General features: G+C 49.8%; 12 protein-coding genes and 1 pseudogene. 12 read left to right on the top strand and 1 reads right to left on the bottom strand.

The features are described from left to right. Positions 1-37: 37 nt before the first annotated feature. The 12 genes and pseudogenes from NSU15_RS22220 (at position 38) to NSU15_RS22165 (ending at position 17,274) form a co-directional block, all read left to right on the top strand. A complete protein-coding gene (locus NSU15_RS22220; protein WP_042130094.1) occupies positions 38-1,246 on the top strand; it encodes a GntR family transcriptional regulator in 1,209 nt (402 codons plus the stop codon). 235 nt (positions 1,247-1,481) lie between these two features. Continuing rightward, positions 1,482-2,441 (top strand): sugar ABC transporter permease, encoded by a 960-nt coding sequence (locus NSU15_RS22215; protein ID WP_042130092.1) that lies wholly within the window; start codon positions 1,482-1,484, stop codon positions 2,439-2,441. A 3-nt stretch (positions 2,442-2,444) separates the two neighbouring features. Beyond that, positions 2,445-3,365, top strand: coding sequence for a carbohydrate ABC transporter permease (locus NSU15_RS22210; protein WP_042130089.1), 921 nt, complete (start codon positions 2,445-2,447; stop codon positions 3,363-3,365). A 94-nt stretch (positions 3,366-3,459) separates the two neighbouring features. Next, a complete protein-coding gene (locus NSU15_RS22205) occupies positions 3,460-4,911 on the top strand; it encodes an extracellular solute-binding protein (RefSeq protein WP_081389716.1) in 1,452 nt (483 codons plus the stop codon). Positions 4,912-4,974: 63 nt separating this feature from the next. After that, positions 4,975-7,212 carry a hypothetical protein gene (locus NSU15_RS22200; protein ID WP_339287543.1) on the top strand — a complete coding sequence of 746 codons (2,238 nt, stop codon included), beginning with the start codon at positions 4,975-4,977 and terminating at the stop codon, positions 7,210-7,212. A 22-nt stretch (positions 7,213-7,234) separates the two neighbouring features. Then, positions 7,235-8,551 carry a glycoside hydrolase family 125 protein gene (locus tag NSU15_RS22195; RefSeq protein WP_052414684.1) on the top strand — a complete coding sequence of 439 codons (1,317 nt, stop codon included), beginning with the start codon at positions 7,235-7,237 and terminating at the stop codon, positions 8,549-8,551. A gap of 14 nt (positions 8,552-8,565) precedes the next feature. After that, complete coding sequence (locus NSU15_RS22190; protein WP_042130086.1) at positions 8,566-11,568, top strand: glycoside hydrolase family 38 C-terminal domain-containing protein; 3,003 nt, start codon at positions 8,566-8,568, stop codon at positions 11,566-11,568. A gap of 195 nt (positions 11,569-11,763) precedes the next feature. Continuing rightward, positions 11,764-14,922, top strand: coding sequence for an alpha-mannosidase (locus NSU15_RS22185; RefSeq protein ID WP_042130083.1), 3,159 nt, complete (start codon positions 11,764-11,766; stop codon positions 14,920-14,922). A 39-nt stretch (positions 14,923-14,961) separates the two neighbouring features. Continuing rightward, a complete protein-coding gene (locus NSU15_RS22180) occupies positions 14,962-15,840 on the top strand; it encodes an ROK family protein (RefSeq protein ID WP_042130081.1) in 879 nt (292 codons plus the stop codon). 143 nt (positions 15,841-15,983) lie between these two features. Then, positions 15,984-16,263 (top strand): annotated as a pseudogene (locus tag NSU15_RS22175) (RNA polymerase subunit sigma-70); the annotation flags it as partial. Further along, the gene (locus NSU15_RS22170) at positions 16,250-17,023 is read left to right on the top strand and encodes a glycoside hydrolase family 38 C-terminal domain-containing protein (protein ID WP_042130080.1); all 774 of its coding nucleotides are present in this window, start codon (positions 16,250-16,252) and stop codon (positions 17,021-17,023) included. The pseudogene NSU15_RS22175 and the gene NSU15_RS22170, both read left to right, overlap by 14 nt. Further along, a complete protein-coding gene (locus NSU15_RS22165; protein WP_081389714.1) occupies positions 16,984-17,274 on the top strand; it encodes a substrate-binding domain-containing protein in 291 nt (96 codons plus the stop codon). Before NSU15_RS22170 ends, NSU15_RS22165 begins: the two co-directional genes overlap by 40 nt. 961 nt (positions 17,275-18,235) lie before the next feature. On the opposite strand, the gene NSU15_RS22160 is transcribed toward NSU15_RS22165, so the two are convergent. Further along, a complete protein-coding gene (locus NSU15_RS22160) occupies positions 18,236-19,447 on the bottom strand; it encodes an IS4 family transposase (protein WP_042130076.1) in 1,212 nt (403 codons plus the stop codon). Between the last annotated feature and the right edge of the window lie 30 nt (positions 19,448-19,477).

The following is a 19,477-nucleotide window of genomic DNA, read 5'->3' as shown; positions in this document are numbered from 1 at the left end:
AATATCCTTATATAATGTTTATGAGGAGAAATGATTTATGCAGAATGAAAGGCAGCCGCTTTATATACAAATTCAAGAATATTTTCGCCACCGGATCTCGAATTCGGAATTGAAGGTGGGTGAGAAAATTCCGTCCGAGAAGGAACTTATGGAGCAATTCGATGTCAGCCGTATTACCGTAGCCAACGCGCTCATGCAATTGGCGAAGGATGGGTGGATCTACCGGGTACCCGGTAGAGGGAGTTTTGTTCAAGGGAATCAGGAGGAAGCCGAAGAAAGTTTGACGGAAGAGGACAGCAAGCCTCCGGCTGCTCCGGAGGTTATGATTAATACGAAGAGTCGTTATTTAGGAAATAAGATGGAGAGGAATGCTTCAGAGAACAAGACGAAAAGACTTGGATTGATCGTCCCCTATTTAATCGATTACTTCTCGCTTCGTCTCATTCAGGGAATTAATAGAGTGCTGGAGAAGAGTGAATACAGTCTCTGCATTGTACAGACCTATAATAGGATTGAGCGTGAGGAAGCTACGATTCTAGAGCTTGTTCGGGATGGTGTGGAAGGATTGATCATTTTCCCCTGCGATACGGAAACCTACAACGAGGAAGTCCTGACGTTGAAGCAGAATAAATATCCATTCGTTCTGATCGACCGTTATTTTCATGGTGTGGAGACCAATAGTGTTCGTTGTGACGGTCTGGTTGGCGGCGAAATGGCAGTGGATTATCTGTGGAATCTTGGGCACCGTGACATCGCGATCTGTTCCGATTCGCCATTTCCAACGATTACAGTGGAGGACCGGATCAGCGGCTACATGGAAGGACTGAAGCAGAAGGGAGCGCTGATCAATCCCTCGCTTATTCTTACTGATTTTTTGGTGGAGTACAAGGGTGTCGATCCTGAGCATCCGCTGTACCGCTTCATCAAGAACCGCATGGCTACTGCCTTCATTACCTTGAACAGCAGGCTGGGGCTTCATCTCATGGCTATTTGCCGGGAATTGGGGCTCAGAGTGCCGGAGGATATCTCGATCCTGACGTTCGACGACCCCTCTCCGGGAACGGATGAAAGCGGCTTTGTATCTTATATCTCGCAGTCAGAAGATCTTATGGGTGAGGAAGCGGCGCGCATTCTGACCACACTGCTTGCAGATAAGGCTGCCGAGCAGGATCATAAGTATCATAAGATTCTGTTGCAGCCAAAGCTTGTTGAACGCCAGTCCACTGCAAAATACCTTCGTAACTAATCTGCTCTTTATAGTACAAAACAAATAATCATTAACGCTCAATTTCGAAGGAATTCGTAGAGCGTTTTTTTATTATTTATTACATCTACGCGTAATAAGTCCAATGTACTGGTGGTAGGATAATTATCTTAATTATATTGACATATATAATATATTGATTATATATTATATTAGAGGCATGAAATGTCTGCAGATGTGTTATGTCTAATCTTATAGTTACATGGAGGTAGCGGATATGGGGAGAACTGCTCAGGTGCTGGGAGCTTCAACCAAAGTAAAGCGGCGCAAAAAGAGAAATCAGGATGCGATAATCGCCGCTGTCATTCTAATTCCAATGTTTGCTTTTTGGTTATTGGTTTCTGGATTTCCGACGGTTTTTGGTTTTTTTCTTGGATTTTTTCATTGGGTGGGCCTAAATGACACACCTACATTTGTGTGGTTTGATAACTTCATCGCCTTCTTTAAAGATCCGCTCTATACAGGTGCTTTATGGCGTTCTATCTGGCTTGGGGTGTTGGTAACGGCTGTTACCCTGCTCTCGGGGTTCGGCGGGGCGATGCTAATGAACATGCCGCTTATGGGCAAGGGGATATATCGCTCACTTTGGTATGTTCCTGCAGTGACCTCAACCGTAGCCACCACTCAGGTGTTTAACATGCTGCTGGATACGAACAATGGCGTCATCAATAATATTCTGAAGGCCGTGGGTAAAGATCCGATCATTTGGCAGTATTCGGTAGGATGGGGTATATTTTGGATTGTGGTCTACTCCGTCTGGAAGGGTGTAGGGGCTGCCGCTCTGCTCTGGCTGGCCGGTCTTCAATCTGTAGACCCGGTTCTGTATGAAGTAGCGGGTATTGATGGAGCCGGAAGATGGCAGAAGCTGAAGGCTGTTACGCTGCCGTCGTTGAAACCGATTGCAACCTATATTGTGATTACAAGCGTGATTGCGGCAATACAGATTTATGAACAGGTGCTGTTCATCACCAATGGTGGACCATACAGCCAAACGGAGGTTCTGGTGTTCCGGATTTACAGGGACGGATTTTGGGATTTCAACATGGGAATGGCAGGCGCTTCCTCTGTGATTATGGCGGCCGTTGTCATCTTGGTTACTGTGTTCTATTACCGCTGGTCCACCAATTCGGACAAACAAAACACAATCCCTATCAAGAAGCACAGAAAGGAGAAATAAGAAATGTCCGATATATACACGCAAAGGTTGAAGCGCCAGTTTAAGCCGAGCCATTTACTGGGTCATATCATTCTGCTGGCAGTAGGGCTTGTTCTGCTGTATCCGCTTATTTTTATGATTATGGTCGCATTTTTTAATAAAGTGGAGTTTGCCTCCACGCTACTGGATCTATTTCCTGTTCCGAAAAACCCGACGCTTCAAAATTATAAATCACTGTTCGTGGGCAGTAATGATGCTAAAATTCTGCTCTACATCCGAAACTCAGCACTTCGTGCGGTTTATATGACGTTCTGTGCAATTATGACCTCATTCTTAGCCGGTTATGTGTTCGCCCGGCTGCATTTCAAATGGAAGGAAGGTCTGTTCCTGCTCCTGTTGGCTACTCAGATGATTCCGGCGACAATGGCTATTATTCCAACCTATCTGGAATATGCCCGGTTTCCATTTGCCGGTGGCAATGACATTTTTACGGGAGGGACCGGAATTCTGAATACCTGGTGGGTCTATTTGATCGGCGGGCCGGCCATCAACATCATGGGTACCTTCCTGGTGAAGCAGTCTTTGGAGAAGGTGCCGGTGGAATTGGATGAAGCGGCCAAAATTGATGGCTGCGGCACGATCCGTTTAATTTTCCAGATTTTATTTCCTTTGCAGCTTCCTATTATGGCATATATAGCAATTACGACATTTTTGACAGTCTGGAATGATTTTCTGACGCCTTACTTCTATACGACCAGTGATAATCTGCAGATGCTTACTTCCGCGATAACCCGATTATCCTCTGTGTCCGTAACCGTTGGCCTGGTCAATTATCCATTAATCATTACCCTGAGTCTGGGGCTTACTGTGCCGGCGCTCCTGATCTTCTTTTTCTTACAGAAATATATTGTGCAGGGCTTGGCAAACACGGGGATAAAAGGCTGATAATATTTTTTTGAAAAATATAATTGATATAATTAATATATGTGATATAATGATTTCGTAAGCTGAAGTTACATTCTTAATAGGGGGCTAAAAAATGCGTTTTAAAAAAATGGCTAGCACGGCAATGATTCTCGCTATGGCGACTGGCTTGGCGGCATGCAGCTCAAACAACAACAGTGGACCGGCAGAATCGGGGGCGGCAGCAACGACAGAACCTGCCACCAGCACCAGTGCTCCGGCAAATGTGGAATTGCGTGTGCTGACGGATGGCTCAATTGGTATTGGTGAAGGCGTTGTCAGTGATTTGCTGCCCAAGAAAAAAGAAGCCCTTATAGCGGATGAAACACTCGCGCCACGGGTAACGGAAGCGGATTTCACTTACACCCAGGGCCAAGCGGTCAGCAACCCCAATGTATTCGGTTACTTTTATCAGGACATTATCAATGAAAATTTGAAGGCCGAAAATATTACGGTGTCCGTGGAGGACTGGGGATGGGGAGATACTCTGACCCAGAAAGAAACGGCAGCCTTCCTCGCCGGCAACGTTCCGGATATTATCGTCGGAGAGACGCAAATGCCGGGCTTTGCCCAGCAGGGGCAACTTGAGCCTTTCCCGGATGATATGGCTGCCGAAATTAGAGAAAAGCTGGCTCCGGCGGCATGGAAGCCAATGGAATATGATGGGAAGATCTACGGTCTGGCAGCACAGCCAGGTGTAAGCAGTCTGTTCTGGAACAAGGCGCTTGTAAAAGAGGCGGGTATTGACCCCGACAAGGCACCGGCAACCTGGGATGAATGGCTGGCTGATCTGAAGAAGGTTAATGAAGCAGGAAAAGGTAAATTTTACGGCGGTGGCGTCTATGCAGGGCCAAATGCCGGCGGTTATCTGCGGTATGGACCACTGCTGCTGATCAACAATGGCGGCTTCGCCGATGACCAGGGTCAGCCGGTATTCAACAGCGAAGCTAATGTGAAGACAGTAGAATTTCTTAAAGAACTTAACGCTGTCCATCCAGCAGGGCTGATGGCCAATCAAAGTGAAGGCGCATACTTCGATGCATTCAAGAAAGGGCAAATCGCCTATCTGATTGATGGACCATGGCGCGCAGGAGAAAGTGCGACGCTCGGCATCGATTACGGCATGGCTACTATTCCGCTTTCTGCTGACGGCAAGGCAAGTAACATTACGATCGGCGCGGCCTTCAACTCGGTACCAACAGGGTCAAAGAACAAAGAGGCGGCTTTTGAATACATTCGTCAAATGTACAGTGAAGAAATCCAGAATTTGATTGCCGACACCGGCACCCGGTCCCCAGTGTTGAAATCGGTTGCAGAAACCGATACCTACAAGCAGGACCACCCGGAAATGTATCAGCATTATCTGGCGATGTCCGGTGATGTTCAAGGGCTTCCGACATTTGCGAAAAGCGACGCGCAGGTATGGCAATTCTTCGGAGATGCTGTAACCAAAGCGTTGATGACCGACGGAGATATCAAAGGCATTCTTGATGATGCCCAAGCTAAAGCCGAGAAACTTACGAAATAACTGGAACAGGCATAGCTGAAAAAGGGGCAGTCCAATGCTGCCCCCTTTTTCTATTCACATCAGGTGCTGGGACGGATTGCTAGGACAAAGGAGCTGAGTGGAAGCATGAATGCCAGAGAAAATGAGAGAACCGGTTTTCAGGAAGGCAGCGAATTCAGGGAATCCTATGATTTGCAGACGGATTTCGTCATGGTGTACGGTGTCAATGCGTCGCTGCCGGAGCGGATCAGGGAATGGAAGGATAAAGGGTATCGTGTGCATCTTATGACCGGTGTATCCTGGGGGAGATATGGGGACTATTTAGACGGGCAATTCGATGGACGTTCCCATTGGGATGAAGCACAAAAGTATAGCACGGGCGAGCATATCATCCACGGAACTTCGGCAGATATCCCCTATATGGTGCCGACCATCGCATATTCAAAATATCTGCTGGAGCAGATCCGTCCGGCAGTGGATGCGGGAGTGGAAGCCATCCATTTGGAGGAGCCGGAATTCTGGGTGGAAGGGGGCTACTCCGACGCGTTCAAGCGGGAGTGGCAGAACTATTATAACGAACCTTGGAGTGATCCGGGGCAAACGGCGGATGCGCAGTACCGGGCTTCCAAGCTGAAGGCCTACCTGTATACCCGCTGTCTGGACCACCTGTGCTCGGCACTCAAAGAATATTCGCTGGTCCGCTACGGCCGACCGCTGCGTTTCTACGTACCGACGCACAGTCTGATCAATTACGCACAGTGGCGGATTGTAAGTCCTGAATCAAGACTGCTTGATGTGCCCTCCATCAACGGCTATATCGCTCAAATCTGGACCGGAACCTCTCGTACGCCGAATGTCTATGAGGGTGTGCGTTCCGAACGCACATTTGAGACTGCTTTTCTTGAATACGGCATTATGCAGGAGCTTGTTCGCGGGACAGACCGCCAGATGTGGTTCCTGCATGATCCGATTGAGGATGATCCCAAGCATACCTGGGAGGATTACCGGTTTAATTATATCAAGACACTGACTGCGTCGCTGCTTCATCCGGAAGTGAGCCGCTATGAGGTTGCCCCATGGCCGCGCCGTATTTTTGAAGAGGAATATCCGGCGGAAGACGGTCACGGCAAGGAGCGGATTCCAGCCGATTATGCCACGATGCTGCTTAATGTGATGCATACGCTGGAGCATATGGACCAGCCGGTTATTGCCGAGCCGGGAGGCGGTATCCCGCTTGGTGTTCTGCTCTCCGACTCGGCAATGTATCAGCGGAAGACGCCCGGGGCTGCAACAGCCGGGTTTATGATGAAGTATGACGGAACGAACGAGGTAGAACTGACCGACGAGCATGCGGTACAGCTGCTAAATTTCTCTTCCTTTTACGGCTTGACGCTCCCTCTGGTCAAGCATGGCATTCCCGTGCGGCCGGTTCAACTGGACAACATCAGACGCTCCGCGAATTATCTGGACGATTACCGGGTGCTCATTGTCAGCTACGAGTTCATGAAGCCGGAGAACCCTGACATCCATTATGCACTTGCGCAATGGGTCAGGGACGGGGGAGCGCTCATTTATGTCGGCGATGACAGTGATACGTATCACCAGGTCAGAGAATGGTGGAATCAGGGGAAACGCAGGTATCAATCTCCGCGCGAACACCTGTTTGAGACTCTGGGAGTGGATGCCGGAATGCCCGAAGGCGCAGCGGAGATTGGACGTGGCTTGCTTATGTATTTGCCGGTTCATCCCGAGCGGCTGGCGGAGAGTCCTGAAGGGGCTGAAATGCTACGTAATGTGGTCCAGCAGGCTATCGAGGGTCTAAACGATCCGCTTTTGCGCTGGAGCCCGCGGAATTATTTCATGCTCCGCCGGGGACCGTACGTGATTGCATCCGTCATGCGGGAATCCATTCATTCCGATCCGCTGAAGCTGACGGGCCATTACGTGGATCTTCTTGATCCGCAGCTGTCCATCCGGAATAGGGTCAGCATTGAGCCTGACAAGCAGGCATTCTTATACGATTTGGATTACTCTGCTCCGGGTGGAGGCACAGAACTTTCAGCAGGAATCGAGGTTATCGCCAGTTCGTCCAGAATCGAAAATGTGATCAAGCAACCCGGCGGCGTCCGCTTTACGGTTCGGGGGCCGATCGGGGTACTTGCGGCGGCAAGAATCCGCTGTGCGGCCAAGCCGGCAGAGGTAATCCTGGATACGGATAGCCGTGTAGAGGCGCTTCACTGGGAATGGGATGGGGAATCCCGCACGCTGCTTGTCCGGTATGTTCATCAGCAGGAAGATACATGGATTCAGATTCGGCAATAGCATAATAAAAGAGGCGACGCATTTGAATAAACCAATCATCAATTTCCAGGATTCAGTCAAATGGAAAGAACTTACAGACGCTATAGAACAGGGACAGGGCTATTTTTCCAAGCTGGCTGTGGATAGAAAGAAGCTGGGCACTCTTTTTAACAATTGCTTCATGAGTACTCTTGAGACAACGGTTGAATATCTGGAAGACTGTTCTGTGTTTGTAATCACAGGCGATATTCCAGCGATGTGGCTGAGGGATTCTAGTGCTCAAGTGAAGCATTATATTCCCTTTGTCAGCGAATTGCCCGAACTGCAGGCAGTGATAGAAGGGCTGATCCGCAAGCAAATTTTCTGTATAAACGAAGATCCTTATGCGAATGCCTTCAATAAGGAACCGAATGACCATGGGCATTGGGAGGGGGATTTAACCGAATCCGGCCCCTGGGTGTGGGAACGCAAGTACGAGATTGATTCGCTCTGCTATCCCGTTGAGTTGGCCTACATGTACTGGCGGGAGACGGGGAGCATCGATATTTTTGATGATGCCTTCAAGGAGGCGGTACAGCGCATTATCGATTTGTGGACGGTGGAGCAAAGACATCACGAGCAGTCTCCATACCGTTTTGAGCGATTGAACTGTCCTCCGGGCGATACGCTTAGAAACAACGGCGCCTCGATGCCGGTTAATTATACGGGGATGACCTGGAGCGGCTTCCGCCCAAGTGACGATGCCTGCGTATTCGGTTATTTGATTCCAGCCAATATGTTTGCCTCTGTCGTACTGGGATACGCAGAGGTAATTCTCCACACGGTTTACAACGATGCAGAGACGGCGTGCCGCGCTGCCAAATTGAGAGAAGAAATCGATTATGGTATCAGGACCTACGGCACGGTGATTCATCCTGAATTCGGCGAAATATATGCTTATGAGACCGATGGATTTGGTAACCATCATCTTATAGATGACGCCAATGTACCCAGCTTGCTGTCGATTCCTTATTTAGGCTATGCCGCTGCAGATGATCCTCTGTATATGAATACGAGAAACTTTGTGCTAAGCCGCTCCAATCCGTATTACTTTGAAGGGGAATATGCCCGTGGTGTCGGAAGCCCTCATACTCCGCCGGGATATATCTGGCATATTGGGCTGGCCATGCAGGGGCTGACCTCACTGGATCCTGAGGAGATTGCCGGGATTCTGGTCATGATGACCAACACTGACGGGAATACGGGCTACATGCACGAAGGGTTTAATCCGGATGCTCCGGCTGAATATACACGGCCCTGGTTCGCATGGTCGAACAGTCTGTTTGCCGCATTCATTTATCAACTGCACGGTAAGAATTAGTTAGGAGTGAGAGAATGCCATTCGAAGCAGATCAAGTTAAGCTTAAGAAGATAAAGAGAGTGAAGGAAAAGTTGAACGAGGCGATGTATCATACGGTTGGCCTGCTGGAGGTTGAGGCATGGGTGACCAAGGAGCCTGTGGCCTACACCGAAAAAACGACAGGAAGCTATGTCAAGCTCAGCGCGGGTGAGCGCTGGGGTGAGCTTTGGGATTGCGCGTGGTTCCACTTCGCGGGCGTTGTACCGGCTGAGGCGGCCGGAGCCAGGATTGTGCTGCTCATCGACGTGAACGGCGAGCTGTGTCTGGTAGACGAGTCGGGATCACCGCGCCAGGGATTGACCAATATCAATTCCGAATTCGAGTATGCGCTTGGCCTGCCAGGCAAGCGTGTGGTGGACCTGCTGCCTGAGGCGGCAGGCGGGGAGCGGATTGAGCTGTGGGGAGATGCGGGCTGCAACGACCTGTTCGGCCATTACCGGAGCGGGACGTTGAAGGAAGCGGTGATTGCCGTCTGTCATGACGATATCCGCAGCCTGTATTACGACTTCGAAGTGCTGCTGGAGCTGGCAGAACGGCTGGCGGAGGACAGCGCCCGCAAAGCCCGGATTGTTCAGGCCTTGTACGATGCCTCCAATCATTTATCCACGATCGATGGCCAGCGGGTAAGCCAGGCTGCGGGCATTGTTGCACGGGAGCTTGTCAAGCAAGGCGGCGATCCCGATCTGACTGTCAGCGCCATCGGACATGCACATATGGACCTGGCCTGGCTGTGGCCGATCCGGGAGACCATCCGCAAAGGCGCCCGCACATTCTCGACGGTGCTGCGCAACATGGAAAAATATCCGGAATATATCTTTGGAGCCAGCCAGCCGCAGCTCTATCAGTGGATGAAGGACAGCTATCCTAAGTTGTATCAGGAGATTAAGGAGCGGATTGAGGAAGGGCGCTGGGAGCCGCAGGGCGCGATGTGGGTGGAGCCGGATACCAATATTTCCGGCGGCGAAGCGTTGGTCCGGCAGATTTTGTACGGCAAACGTTTCTTTGAACAGGAATTCGGCCAGGAAATGAAGGTGCTGTGGCTGCCGGACGTCTTCGGCTATACGGGCAGCCTGCCGCAAATTCTGGTGAAGTCCGGCGTCGATTATATGATGACCCAGAAGCTGTCCTGGAGTGAATACAATGACCACCCGCATCACAGCTTCTATTGGGAGGGAATCGACGGAACACGGGTGCTGACGCATCTGCCGCCGGAGGATACCTACAACAGTCCTGCGGCGCCGCGGTCGCTTGTCAAGATTGAGCATGATTATCTGGAGCGGAATGTGTCCAGCCATGCACTGATGCTGTTCGGCATCGGCGACGGTGGCGGCGGGCCCGGAGTGGAGCATCTGGAGCGGCTGGCCCGGGAGCATAATCTTTCCGGTCTGCCGCCGGTGATCCAGGAGTCTTCACTGCTCTTCTTCCAGCGACTGGAGCAGGAAGCCGCCCGCTTCGAGACCTATAAAGGCGAGCTGTATCTGGAGAAGCACCAGGGGACCTTGACGACGCAGGCACGCAATAAATGGTATAACCGCAAGCTGGAAAAGGCGCTGCGGGAGCTTGAATATGCTTCCTCTCTGCTGCATGGCCTGGGAGGCTCTTCCTATCCGGTGACAAAGCTCGAGGAGATTTGGAAAGAAGTGCTGCTGTATCAGTTCCATGACATTTTGCCGGGATCATCCATAACGAGAGTCTATGACGAATCGCTGGAGCGTTACGCCAAGCTGTATGACGAAGTGTATGCCATGATTAGCAAGGCTTATGCGGAGATCGCCGGACTGTCCGGCTGGAGCGGAGAGACGGCCGTATTCAATTCACTGCCTTGGGAGCGGAAAGAATGGGTTCGTGTGGAAGATGAATGGCTCTGGGTAACTGTCCCTGGTATGAGCTATCTGAGACTTGCAGATGCCACCGGAGACAAGGTGATCGAAGGATTGGCGGCGGCGGACGGACTGCTTGCAAATTCACGGTTGACGGTCCGCTTCAGCGAAGCGGGACATATTCTCTCCGTATACGATACAGAACAGAAGAGAGAGGCCGTTTATCCGAACGCGGCAGCGAATGTATTCACGGTCTATGAAGACAACGGGGATGCCTGGGATTTCCCGCATGACTACCGCGAGACGGTCGCCGGAACCCTGAAGCTGACGAACAGCATCTCCCGCATCGATGGCCCGCAGGCTATTATGGAACAGCATTATCAATACGGTGAGTCTACTCTCGTTCAGAAGATTATTCTGGCCGAGGATTCGGACCGGATCGTATTTCAAACCGTTGCAGACTGGAAAGAATCAGATAAAATGCTGCGGGTGTCCTTTCCCGTGAATATTGCCAGTGAACACTTCACCTCAGACATTCAGTTCGGCCGGATTAAGCGGCCTACGACGCGCAACACCATGATCGAGTTCGCTAAGGATGAAGTGGCGGCACATCACTATATCGATTTGTCCCAGCCGGATTATGGAGTAGCGCTGCTGAACGACTCCAAGTACGGGCATAGCGTTCGTGGGCATGTAATGGATCTGAATCTGCTGAGAAGTCCCGCTTCTCCCGATCCGGTCGCGGACCGTGCTGTCCACCAGTTTACGTACGCGCTGTATCCGCATGCCGGAGATTCTGTGCCAGCCGCCGTCTACCGCAAAGGATACGAGCTGAACATACCGCTGACTCTGGCGCAAGGGGATTCAGGGGCGGAGATACGCCGTGAGCCCATTCAGCTCATTCAGATCGGGCATCCTGCTGTCATGCTGGAATCCGTCAAAAAAGCGGAAGACAGTGATTATCTCATTTTCCGCCTGTATGAAACATGCGGAACCCGGGCACGGACAGCGATCAGCCTTGGACTGGATTGCCTGTCCATCGAGGAATGCGATCTGATGGAGCGTCCGATTCGTCTGCTGCAGGAGCATAGCGCAGAGGTCGAGCTGGAATTCACTCCTTTTGAGATAAAAAGCATTCGGGTATTACTAAATAAATGATATGTTGGCACTCTGGTAGCTTCCCTGCAGCAGGTGAGAGACCGCAATTATCCTCTGATCTTTGCGCTTTCCACAATGTCAGTGCTGTCGCCTGTTCTTATTTTCCTATTCCTGCAACGATATATTGTAGAAGGATTTGCGGATGCAGGAATTAAGGGGTAAATAACACGTGCTAATGAAAGGGTGTCAGTCTTTATGTTTTACACATTGGAAAAGCTTCAATTAAGGATTAATGAGCTTTCAGCTTACCGTTATCGTGAGGCTATCCGCTTGGAGGAATGGTTATTTCAAGTGGATGAGGAGAAAGCGGGCGGAGTCCGCTGCGTCCCTGATTTGCAAGGGAATACCAAGGTAAACACGGGAGACCGCTGGAAGGGACGAGATGTGTATGTCTGGCTCTCCCAAAAAATATCCATTCCTGCAGAGTGGAAAGAGCGCCGGATTGTCGGTATCTTCGACTTTGGGAAGACGGGCGGCGGCAACAATTCCGGATTCGAGTCTTTATTGTATCTGGAGGGAGAACCGTTTCAGGGGGTTGACTCCAACCATCAGGAGGTGTTTCTACCAGCCGAATATACGGGAAGAGAGGTAGCCCTTGATTTCCGGTTATGGTCCGGGCTGGAGGGAGGCGGGAAACCAGCCGAACAGGAGCATCAGTTAAAGCGTGCTGAACTGGCTTGGCTTGATGGGGCAGCAGATGATTTGTACTATAATGGACGCGCTATACTTGACACTGTCAAGTTGTTGCCGGAGGACCGGCCAGAGAAGCACCAACTCCTGAAAACGCTGGATTCTGCCTATCTGCGAATCGATTGGTCCCGGCCGGGTTCGGAGAGCTTCTACACCTCTGTTGGAGAAGCAGCACAGGAGCTTGCGGATCGTCTGGCGGGTATGAGGCAAGTATCAGAAATTACTGTGACAGCCATCGGGCATACCCACATAGATGTAGCCTGGCTGTGGCGCCTGACGCATACGAGAGAGAAGGCAGCCCGCTCCTTCTCTACTGTCTTACAACTGATGGAGCAGTTTCCCGAGTATGTATTTCTGCAAACTCAGCCGCAGCTGTATGCTTATATCAAAGCGGATTATCCGGAAATCTATGAGAAGATCAAGGCGCGGGTGAAGGAAGGCCGCTGGGAGGCCGGCGGCGCGATGTGGCTGGAGGCTGATTGCAACCTGACCAGCGGAGAGTCGCTTGTCCGGCAGATTCTTTATGGGACAAAGTTTTTCCGCGAGGAGTTTGGTGCGGATTGCCGGTACTTATGGCTGCCCGATGTATTCGGGTACAGCTGGGCCTTGCCACAGATTCTCAAAAAATCGGGCATTGATACCTTTATGACTACCAAGATCAGCTGGAATCAATATAACCGGATGCCGCATGACACCTTTAAATGGCGCGGAATTGACGGTTCTGAAGTGCTGACGCATTTTGTCACAGCACCGGAGACTGCCGAGCCTAAGGGATGGTTCTATACATACAATGGTGTGATAGAGCCTTTTTCAGTAAAAGGTATCTGGGAGCAGTATCGCGACAAGTCACTCAATCAGCAATTGCTGTTGTCCTACGGCTACGGCGATGGAGGCGGCGGAGTGAACCGGGAGATGCTGGAGATGCGGCGGCGGATGGAGAATATGCCCGGTCTGCCGAATGTCGTAACCGGCAGGGCGGATGAATATTTTGAACGCTTGCAGCAAACGGTAAAAACAACGGATGAGTACATTCATACCTGGGATGGTGAGCTCTACCTGGAATATCATCGGGGAACCTACACGAGCCAGGCCTATAATAAACGGATGAATCGCAAGCTGGAGCTGTTGTACCGGGAAGCGGAATGGCTTCAGACGCTGAATGCTGTCGAGCGTGGAAGCTGGGAGGCTTATCCACAAGCCAAACTGCTTGAGGGCTGGCAGACGATTTTGCGCAATCAATTCCATGATATTATTCCAGGTTCATCCATAGGCGAGGTCTATGAGGACTCACGCGTGGAGTATGCAGAGGCAGAGCTTATCGGGGAGGAGGCGAGAACTTCGGCGGCTGAGAGCCAAACGCTCGATGCTTCAGCTTCTTCGGCAAAGGCCGCTGTAGAGATATTTAACAGCGCGTCATTCGTGCGCACAGATACAGTTACTATTTCGCTTGAGCCAGGTATGGAAGAAGGAGTATGGCAGGATGCGGCGGGAAAATTACTGCAGGCCCAGCGCGAGGACGAAGCATGGAAAGTGCGCGTAGAGAAGCTCCCTGCACTTGGCAAGCAGACTATTTGGTTTACGCCGCAAAGTGTGAAGCAGCGTGAGGAAGGGGCGGGCCCATTTAACCTGAGAGATTCCTGTCTGGTTACACCTTATTATGTCCTCGAATGGAACGAAGCTGGGCAGCTTACGTCTATTTATGATCGTGATGCGGAGCGGGAGGTTCTGGCTGAAGGGAAATGCGGCAATATTCTGCAGGTGTTTGAGGATAAGCCAATGGCGCATGATGCCTGGGATATAGATATTTATTATCAGGAGAAAGTCCGTGAGATCAGGGATTTGCAATCTGTGGAAATGCTGGTTAACGGCCCGCTTCTCTCTACGGTCCGCTTTAAATGGAACTACATGAATTCTGTCATCGTGCAGGACATGACTGTCTATGACACTAATCGCCGCATCGATTTCGCGACATTTATTGACTGGCAGGAGCGCCAGCAATTGCTGAAGACGGCCTTCCCTGTCGCTGTGCGCGCAACGGAAGCAACCTATGATATCCAGTTCGGCAATGTGAAACGGCCGACGCACTGGAATACTGGCTGGGATATGGCCAGATTTGAATCGGTAGGTCATCAATGGGTCGATTTGTCAGAGCGATCCTACGGGGTCAGTCTGCTGAATGACTGCAAGTACGGCCATGACATTAAGGACAACGTAATCCGGCTGTCTCTGCTCAAATCGGCAATCCATCCAGATCCGAACGCAGATCAAGGAGAGCATCATTTTACGTACTCGCTGCTGCCCCATAACGGAGACTGGGTGGAAGCGCGGACTGCGGAAGAAGCTTGGATGCTGAATAATCCGTTATTTTCCTATTTTGGCAGTGCTGCAAATACGGGCAAATCACTTTTCCATACCCAGGCCAAGGGGGTTGCTGTCGATACGGTCAAAAAGGCGGAAGATGGAAAAGGTGTGATCATCCGCCTACATGAATATGCCGGCTCCCGCAGCCAGGTCGAGGTATCCAGCGATTATCTGATCAAGGGCTGGGAAGAATGTGACCTGCTGGAACGCGGACAGGGAGGCAAGCAGAACTCGTCTACCATTGCATTCCGGTTAAATCCCTATGAGATTAAAACTTTTATTGTTGATTTTGCTATTCAGTAGCCTGCAACATAACATGGGAATCGAGAAGGGGCAGGACTAATGAAACTATTAGGTGGAATCGAAGCAGGAGGAACTAAATTCGTATGCGGGATCGGTTATGAGGATGGGAAAATTATTGATCGAACCAGTTTCCCGACTACTACACCCGAAGAAACCATGACTCAAGTTTTTCAATATTTTGAAGGAAAGTCAATTGAGGCTATTGGAATCGGTTCTTTCGGACCGATTGATCCCATTGCCTCCAGTTCCGGATATGGCTTTATTACAACGACGCCCAAGCCGCATTGGGGCCAGTACAATATAGTGGGAGCCATTCAGGAACGTTTGGCTCTACCGATTGCTTTTGATACTGATGTTAATGGAGCAGCGCTGGCGGAATACAAATGGGGTGCTGCGAAAGGATTAGACAGTTGCCTATATATAACGATAGGGACAGGGATTGGTGCTGGCGCGGTGGTGGGGGGAGAAATCGTTCATGGACTTTCTCATCCTGAAATGGGACATATTTATGTTCGGCGGTTGTCAGATGATACGTTCAAAGGTTGTTGTCCATACCATGGAGACTGTCTCGAAGGTATGGCGTCTGGACCAGCGATCGGCGCACGATGGCGAAAATCCGCTGTAGAGCTTGGCAAAGACCATCCCGCATGGGCTATGGAGGCTCATTATTTAGCCCACGCTTTAATGAATTATGTGCTGATTTTAGCTCCCCATAAAATCATAATGGGTGGCGGGGTTATGAAGCAAGGCCAGCTCTTCCCTCTTATTCGCAATAAACTGCATGAGTTGCTTAACGGCTATATAGCGCACCCTTTATTAAACAATGAAATTCACAATTATGTTGTTCCTCCCAATTTAGGTGATAATGCGGGGCTGGCAGGAGCGATTGCATTAGCCTCAAATTGTTGTGATGATTAGAAAAAAAGGCTCAAAAAATGTATTTTCGCCGGAAATACTAAAAAATCTGCTCTATGTTAGGATGAATTCTGTAAGCCATAAGCTATAAAAGTGTTTATAAATCTGTGTTCTTTAGTATTTGGGGGAGGCAGATTCGGCACATAGGGACGACGTTGGCTACTTTTGCAGCACGATGCATTGAAAATGAAATCCTAATGCACCTTCGGTCTGAAAAAGACTCGAAAGGACGTATCCCTTCACGATCCGATTGGAACATACAAGGAAGGTAACGAGATCACGCTGATTGATATTCTCGGCTCTGAAGCCGATGACGTAATTAAGGAAGTCGATCTTAAGATTGAGAAGAGCAAGATATACCGTAACCTAGATATTCTGGATGAACGGGAGAAGGAAGTCGTTGTAGGACGCTTTGGCGGAGAAGAAGAGAGAAGCCATTTATCCGAACGCGACAGCAAATGTATTCACAGTCTATGAAGACAACGGGGATGTCTGGGATTTCCCGCATGACTACCGCGAAACGGTTGCCGGAACTCTGAAGCTGATGAGCAGCATCTTCCGTATCAATGGTCCGCAGGCCATTATGGAACAGCATTATCAATACGGTGAGTCTACCCTCGTTCAGAAGATTATCCTATCCGAGGATTCGGACCGGATCGAGTTTCAAACCGTTGCGGACTGGAATGAATCAGACAAAATGCTGCGGGTGTCCTTTCCCGTAAACATTGCCAGTGAACACTTCACCTCCGACATTCAGTTCGGCCGGATCGAGCAGCCCGCGACGCGCAACAGCATGATCGAGTTCGCGAAGGATGAAGTGGCGGCACATCACTATATCGATTTGTCCCAGCCGGATTATGGAGTGGCGCTGCTGAACGACTCCAAATACGGGCATAGCGTTCGAGGACATGTAATGGATCTGAATTTGCTGAGAAGTCCCGCTTCTCCCGATCCGGTCGCGGACCGTGCTGTCCACCGGTTTACGTACGCGTTGTATCCGCATGCCGGAGATTCTGTGCCGGCCGCCGTCTACCGCAAGGGTTATGAGTTGAACATATCGCTGACTCTGGCGCAAGGGGGTTCAGGGGCGGAGATACGCCGTGAGCCCATTCAGCTCTACTCCGTCTTGATAATCAGCCAACAGCCATTGTTGCCGTTAATGACAAAACGGCGATTCAGCTTATGAAAGCCGCGAATTTGGCCGGAGTCGGGGTTCCCGGGAAGCTGTCGATTGCGGGCTTCGATAATTTGCAAGCCGGGGAGGTCTTCGACATTCCACTTACAACTATACAGCAGAACTTTTATGAGATGGGGGCTTCCGCTGCCCAATTAGTTTTAGAGATGATTTCGAAAAAAGAGAACGGGAATTTTGCTGTGCCAAAACTAATACAGGATACAAAACTGATCGTTCGCCAATCAACAAGTGCACCGCAGTAGATAAAACTATACTTAAAGATATTGCTATTTCTTCTCCATGCAGCAATAAATGAACCTTTCTGTGTTTGGTTTGAAGAAACGGTCAAAGGATTGCAATTATGATCATTCAAATCGATTAAGGCACTTACACCGATAATACGAAAAGTCAAACCTGTATGGTGTACTTAATTTAATAAAAAACAATGACTTTTCTGGTAAGAAAAAGTCATTCAGATTGTCGAGAAACCCAGATTATTTAAGACACTGGGTTTCTTTTGCGTTTCAAAGACGATCTGCAAGGAATGAGTTCTCAGGTGAAAAAATCCATTAGTAACTAGATCCTCCGGAGATTCATACATATTATTTTTGATCCACTGGACTAAAACCCCGATAGAAGATCCTACATTTGCTGCTAAAATATACGCTACATACCTTACAGGTATCTCATCTAAAATATATGTATGGTCACCATCATAATAATATTTTTACAATATCGGCATAAGCGTCGGTTAAAAGGTCAATTCTATTAACCTTGATTAACAATTCAATTATAGTGAGTTCATAGACCAGTACAAAAAAAGGGTTGAGGCTGGCTCGGGTGGCAATCCGTTTTTATTTTGATACTCAAAGAGGAATTCTTTTAATTCTATACATTTCTGGTTGATAACGGTCTCGTACATCACCTCTTGCACTTTCAATATTTCAAAATCCGGCCGCTATGGCCGTCCATGTAGCGAATCCCCTTGTCAAAGTAGTCGAACATCTGCTGAGGCCGTTAATATCTGTGGTTTTTTCGGGAATGGGGGATTCTCTTGTGGCTAGTTGCAGTACACTTGCAAGAAACCTAACATTAGATCAACGGAAGATATCGGAGGGTGAACAGACTCGATTTTATCTAAAAAAGGCCGCACGAAATCTACACCAGCCACAGCACATTTTTTTAAATGGATTTGGAATAGCTTATTCACTTAAAAAACAACGACTATTCGCTTGGCTTTGGCACGAGTGGGTGTTTCCGGGGGCGACCGATCTTTGGCTTTTTTCGCCTGCCCTTACTCGTGCGGGTCTTTTTCCCTTCTAAGGCTTCCCGAAAGTCACAAGGTTCGGCATCGGCGTACAAACGGAATAGCTGTAAGACCCGCTGAATTGTTTGTTCGGGAGCCCCAATCACTCGTATCCATTCCATAAACGCATAAGCAATCAGGCTAAGCAGGACTTGACGCGTCACGCCTTCTGCTTGATTGGTGTACAAATGCGCCCCATTCATTCGGTGCTTAAAGGTCTTGAAAAACGTCTCGATTTGCCAGCGAAGCTTATAAATCTGTGCAATTACTGGTGCCTCCACATCCCACCGGTTCGTGAGTACAACGCTGAGACACTCCTTTCCCTTCCGGTTCACATACGGATAGGTTACTCGCCGCATTCGATGGGGTTCCCCCTTCGAGCTTGGGACCAGCACCTCAGCGTCTTCCACAATCCCACACTCTGGAGGGAGTGGCCGCAGGCGCGTCACCGTCAGTCGGTTGTTCTGTTTTATCCGAACGGCAAACCGAAGGCCCGCCTGGTCCCATTCACAAAACTGGTGGTATCCGGGATAGCCGCGATCCATGACATACGTAGAGTTCTCCCGATCGGGTTGAAGCAGCCGATCGAGCACTTCCGGATCGTGATCCGCGACGCCGGCCGTCGAGAACACCGCTCGTCCAGGGTGCACATTCTGCTCATTGTAGACATGCAACCCAAGATGAAGCTTGACCTTAACCTGCCCCTTTTGGGTAAACGCCCAGTGCTCCCCGTGAGCCGTAAGCGAAAGTTGAGTGGGGTCGATGACGCGTAACGCCCCGATGTCCGGAAAACGATCTTGCTTAAGCTGACACTGAATCAGCGCCTCCATCAGGTCGGTATAGAACTCTTGAAGGAGAAAAAGAGGGATGCGCTGAAGCCGTCGGTTGAGCGCCGAGTCACTAATGGAAGAGAAGCCCACGATCTGCTGTAACCATTTTGCTTTACGAAAGTAGGCAGAAAACTCAGACAAAGACGGTTGATTTTGGAGCAAGGCGAAAAGAAACAAGAAAATGGTTCGGTACGTTGTTAATTTGGGGACACGATGGTCGTGCACCGGATGCCTTTTGTCCACCGGAATCCAATTTAAAAGTTGACCAGCCACGGTCTTGAAATTTATAATTTGATTCAAGGTTCCTCCTATTTCATGTTGTGGCTGTGG

This window comes from Paenibacillus sp. FSL E2-0201, from assembly GCF_037963325.1.
Lineage (GTDB): Bacteria > Bacillota > Bacilli > Paenibacillales > Paenibacillaceae > Paenibacillus_AQ.
This window is presented reverse-complemented; position numbering and strand designations above follow the sequence as displayed.

Excerpts from the sequence above, each read along its gene's own strand:
- NSU15_RS22185 (WP_042130083.1), top strand. The coding sequence starts at position 11,764 with ATGTTTTACACATTGGAAAAGCTTCAATTAAGGATTAATGAGCTTTCA.
- NSU15_RS22180 (WP_042130081.1), top strand. The coding sequence starts at position 14,962 with ATGAAACTATTAGGTGGAATCGAAGCAGGAGGAACTAAATTCGTATGC.
- NSU15_RS22220 (WP_042130094.1), top strand. The coding sequence starts at position 38 with ATGCAGAATGAAAGGCAGCCGCTTTATATACAAATTCAAGAATATTTT.
- NSU15_RS22215 (WP_042130092.1), top strand. The coding sequence starts at position 1,482 with ATGGGGAGAACTGCTCAGGTGCTGGGAGCTTCAACCAAAGTAAAGCGG.
- NSU15_RS22210 (WP_042130089.1), top strand. The coding sequence starts at position 2,445 with ATGTCCGATATATACACGCAAAGGTTGAAGCGCCAGTTTAAGCCGAGC.
- NSU15_RS22190 (WP_042130086.1), top strand. The coding sequence starts at position 8,566 with ATGCCATTCGAAGCAGATCAAGTTAAGCTTAAGAAGATAAAGAGAGTG.
- NSU15_RS22205 (WP_081389716.1), top strand. The coding sequence starts at position 3,460 with ATGCGTTTTAAAAAAATGGCTAGCACGGCAATGATTCTCGCTATGGCG.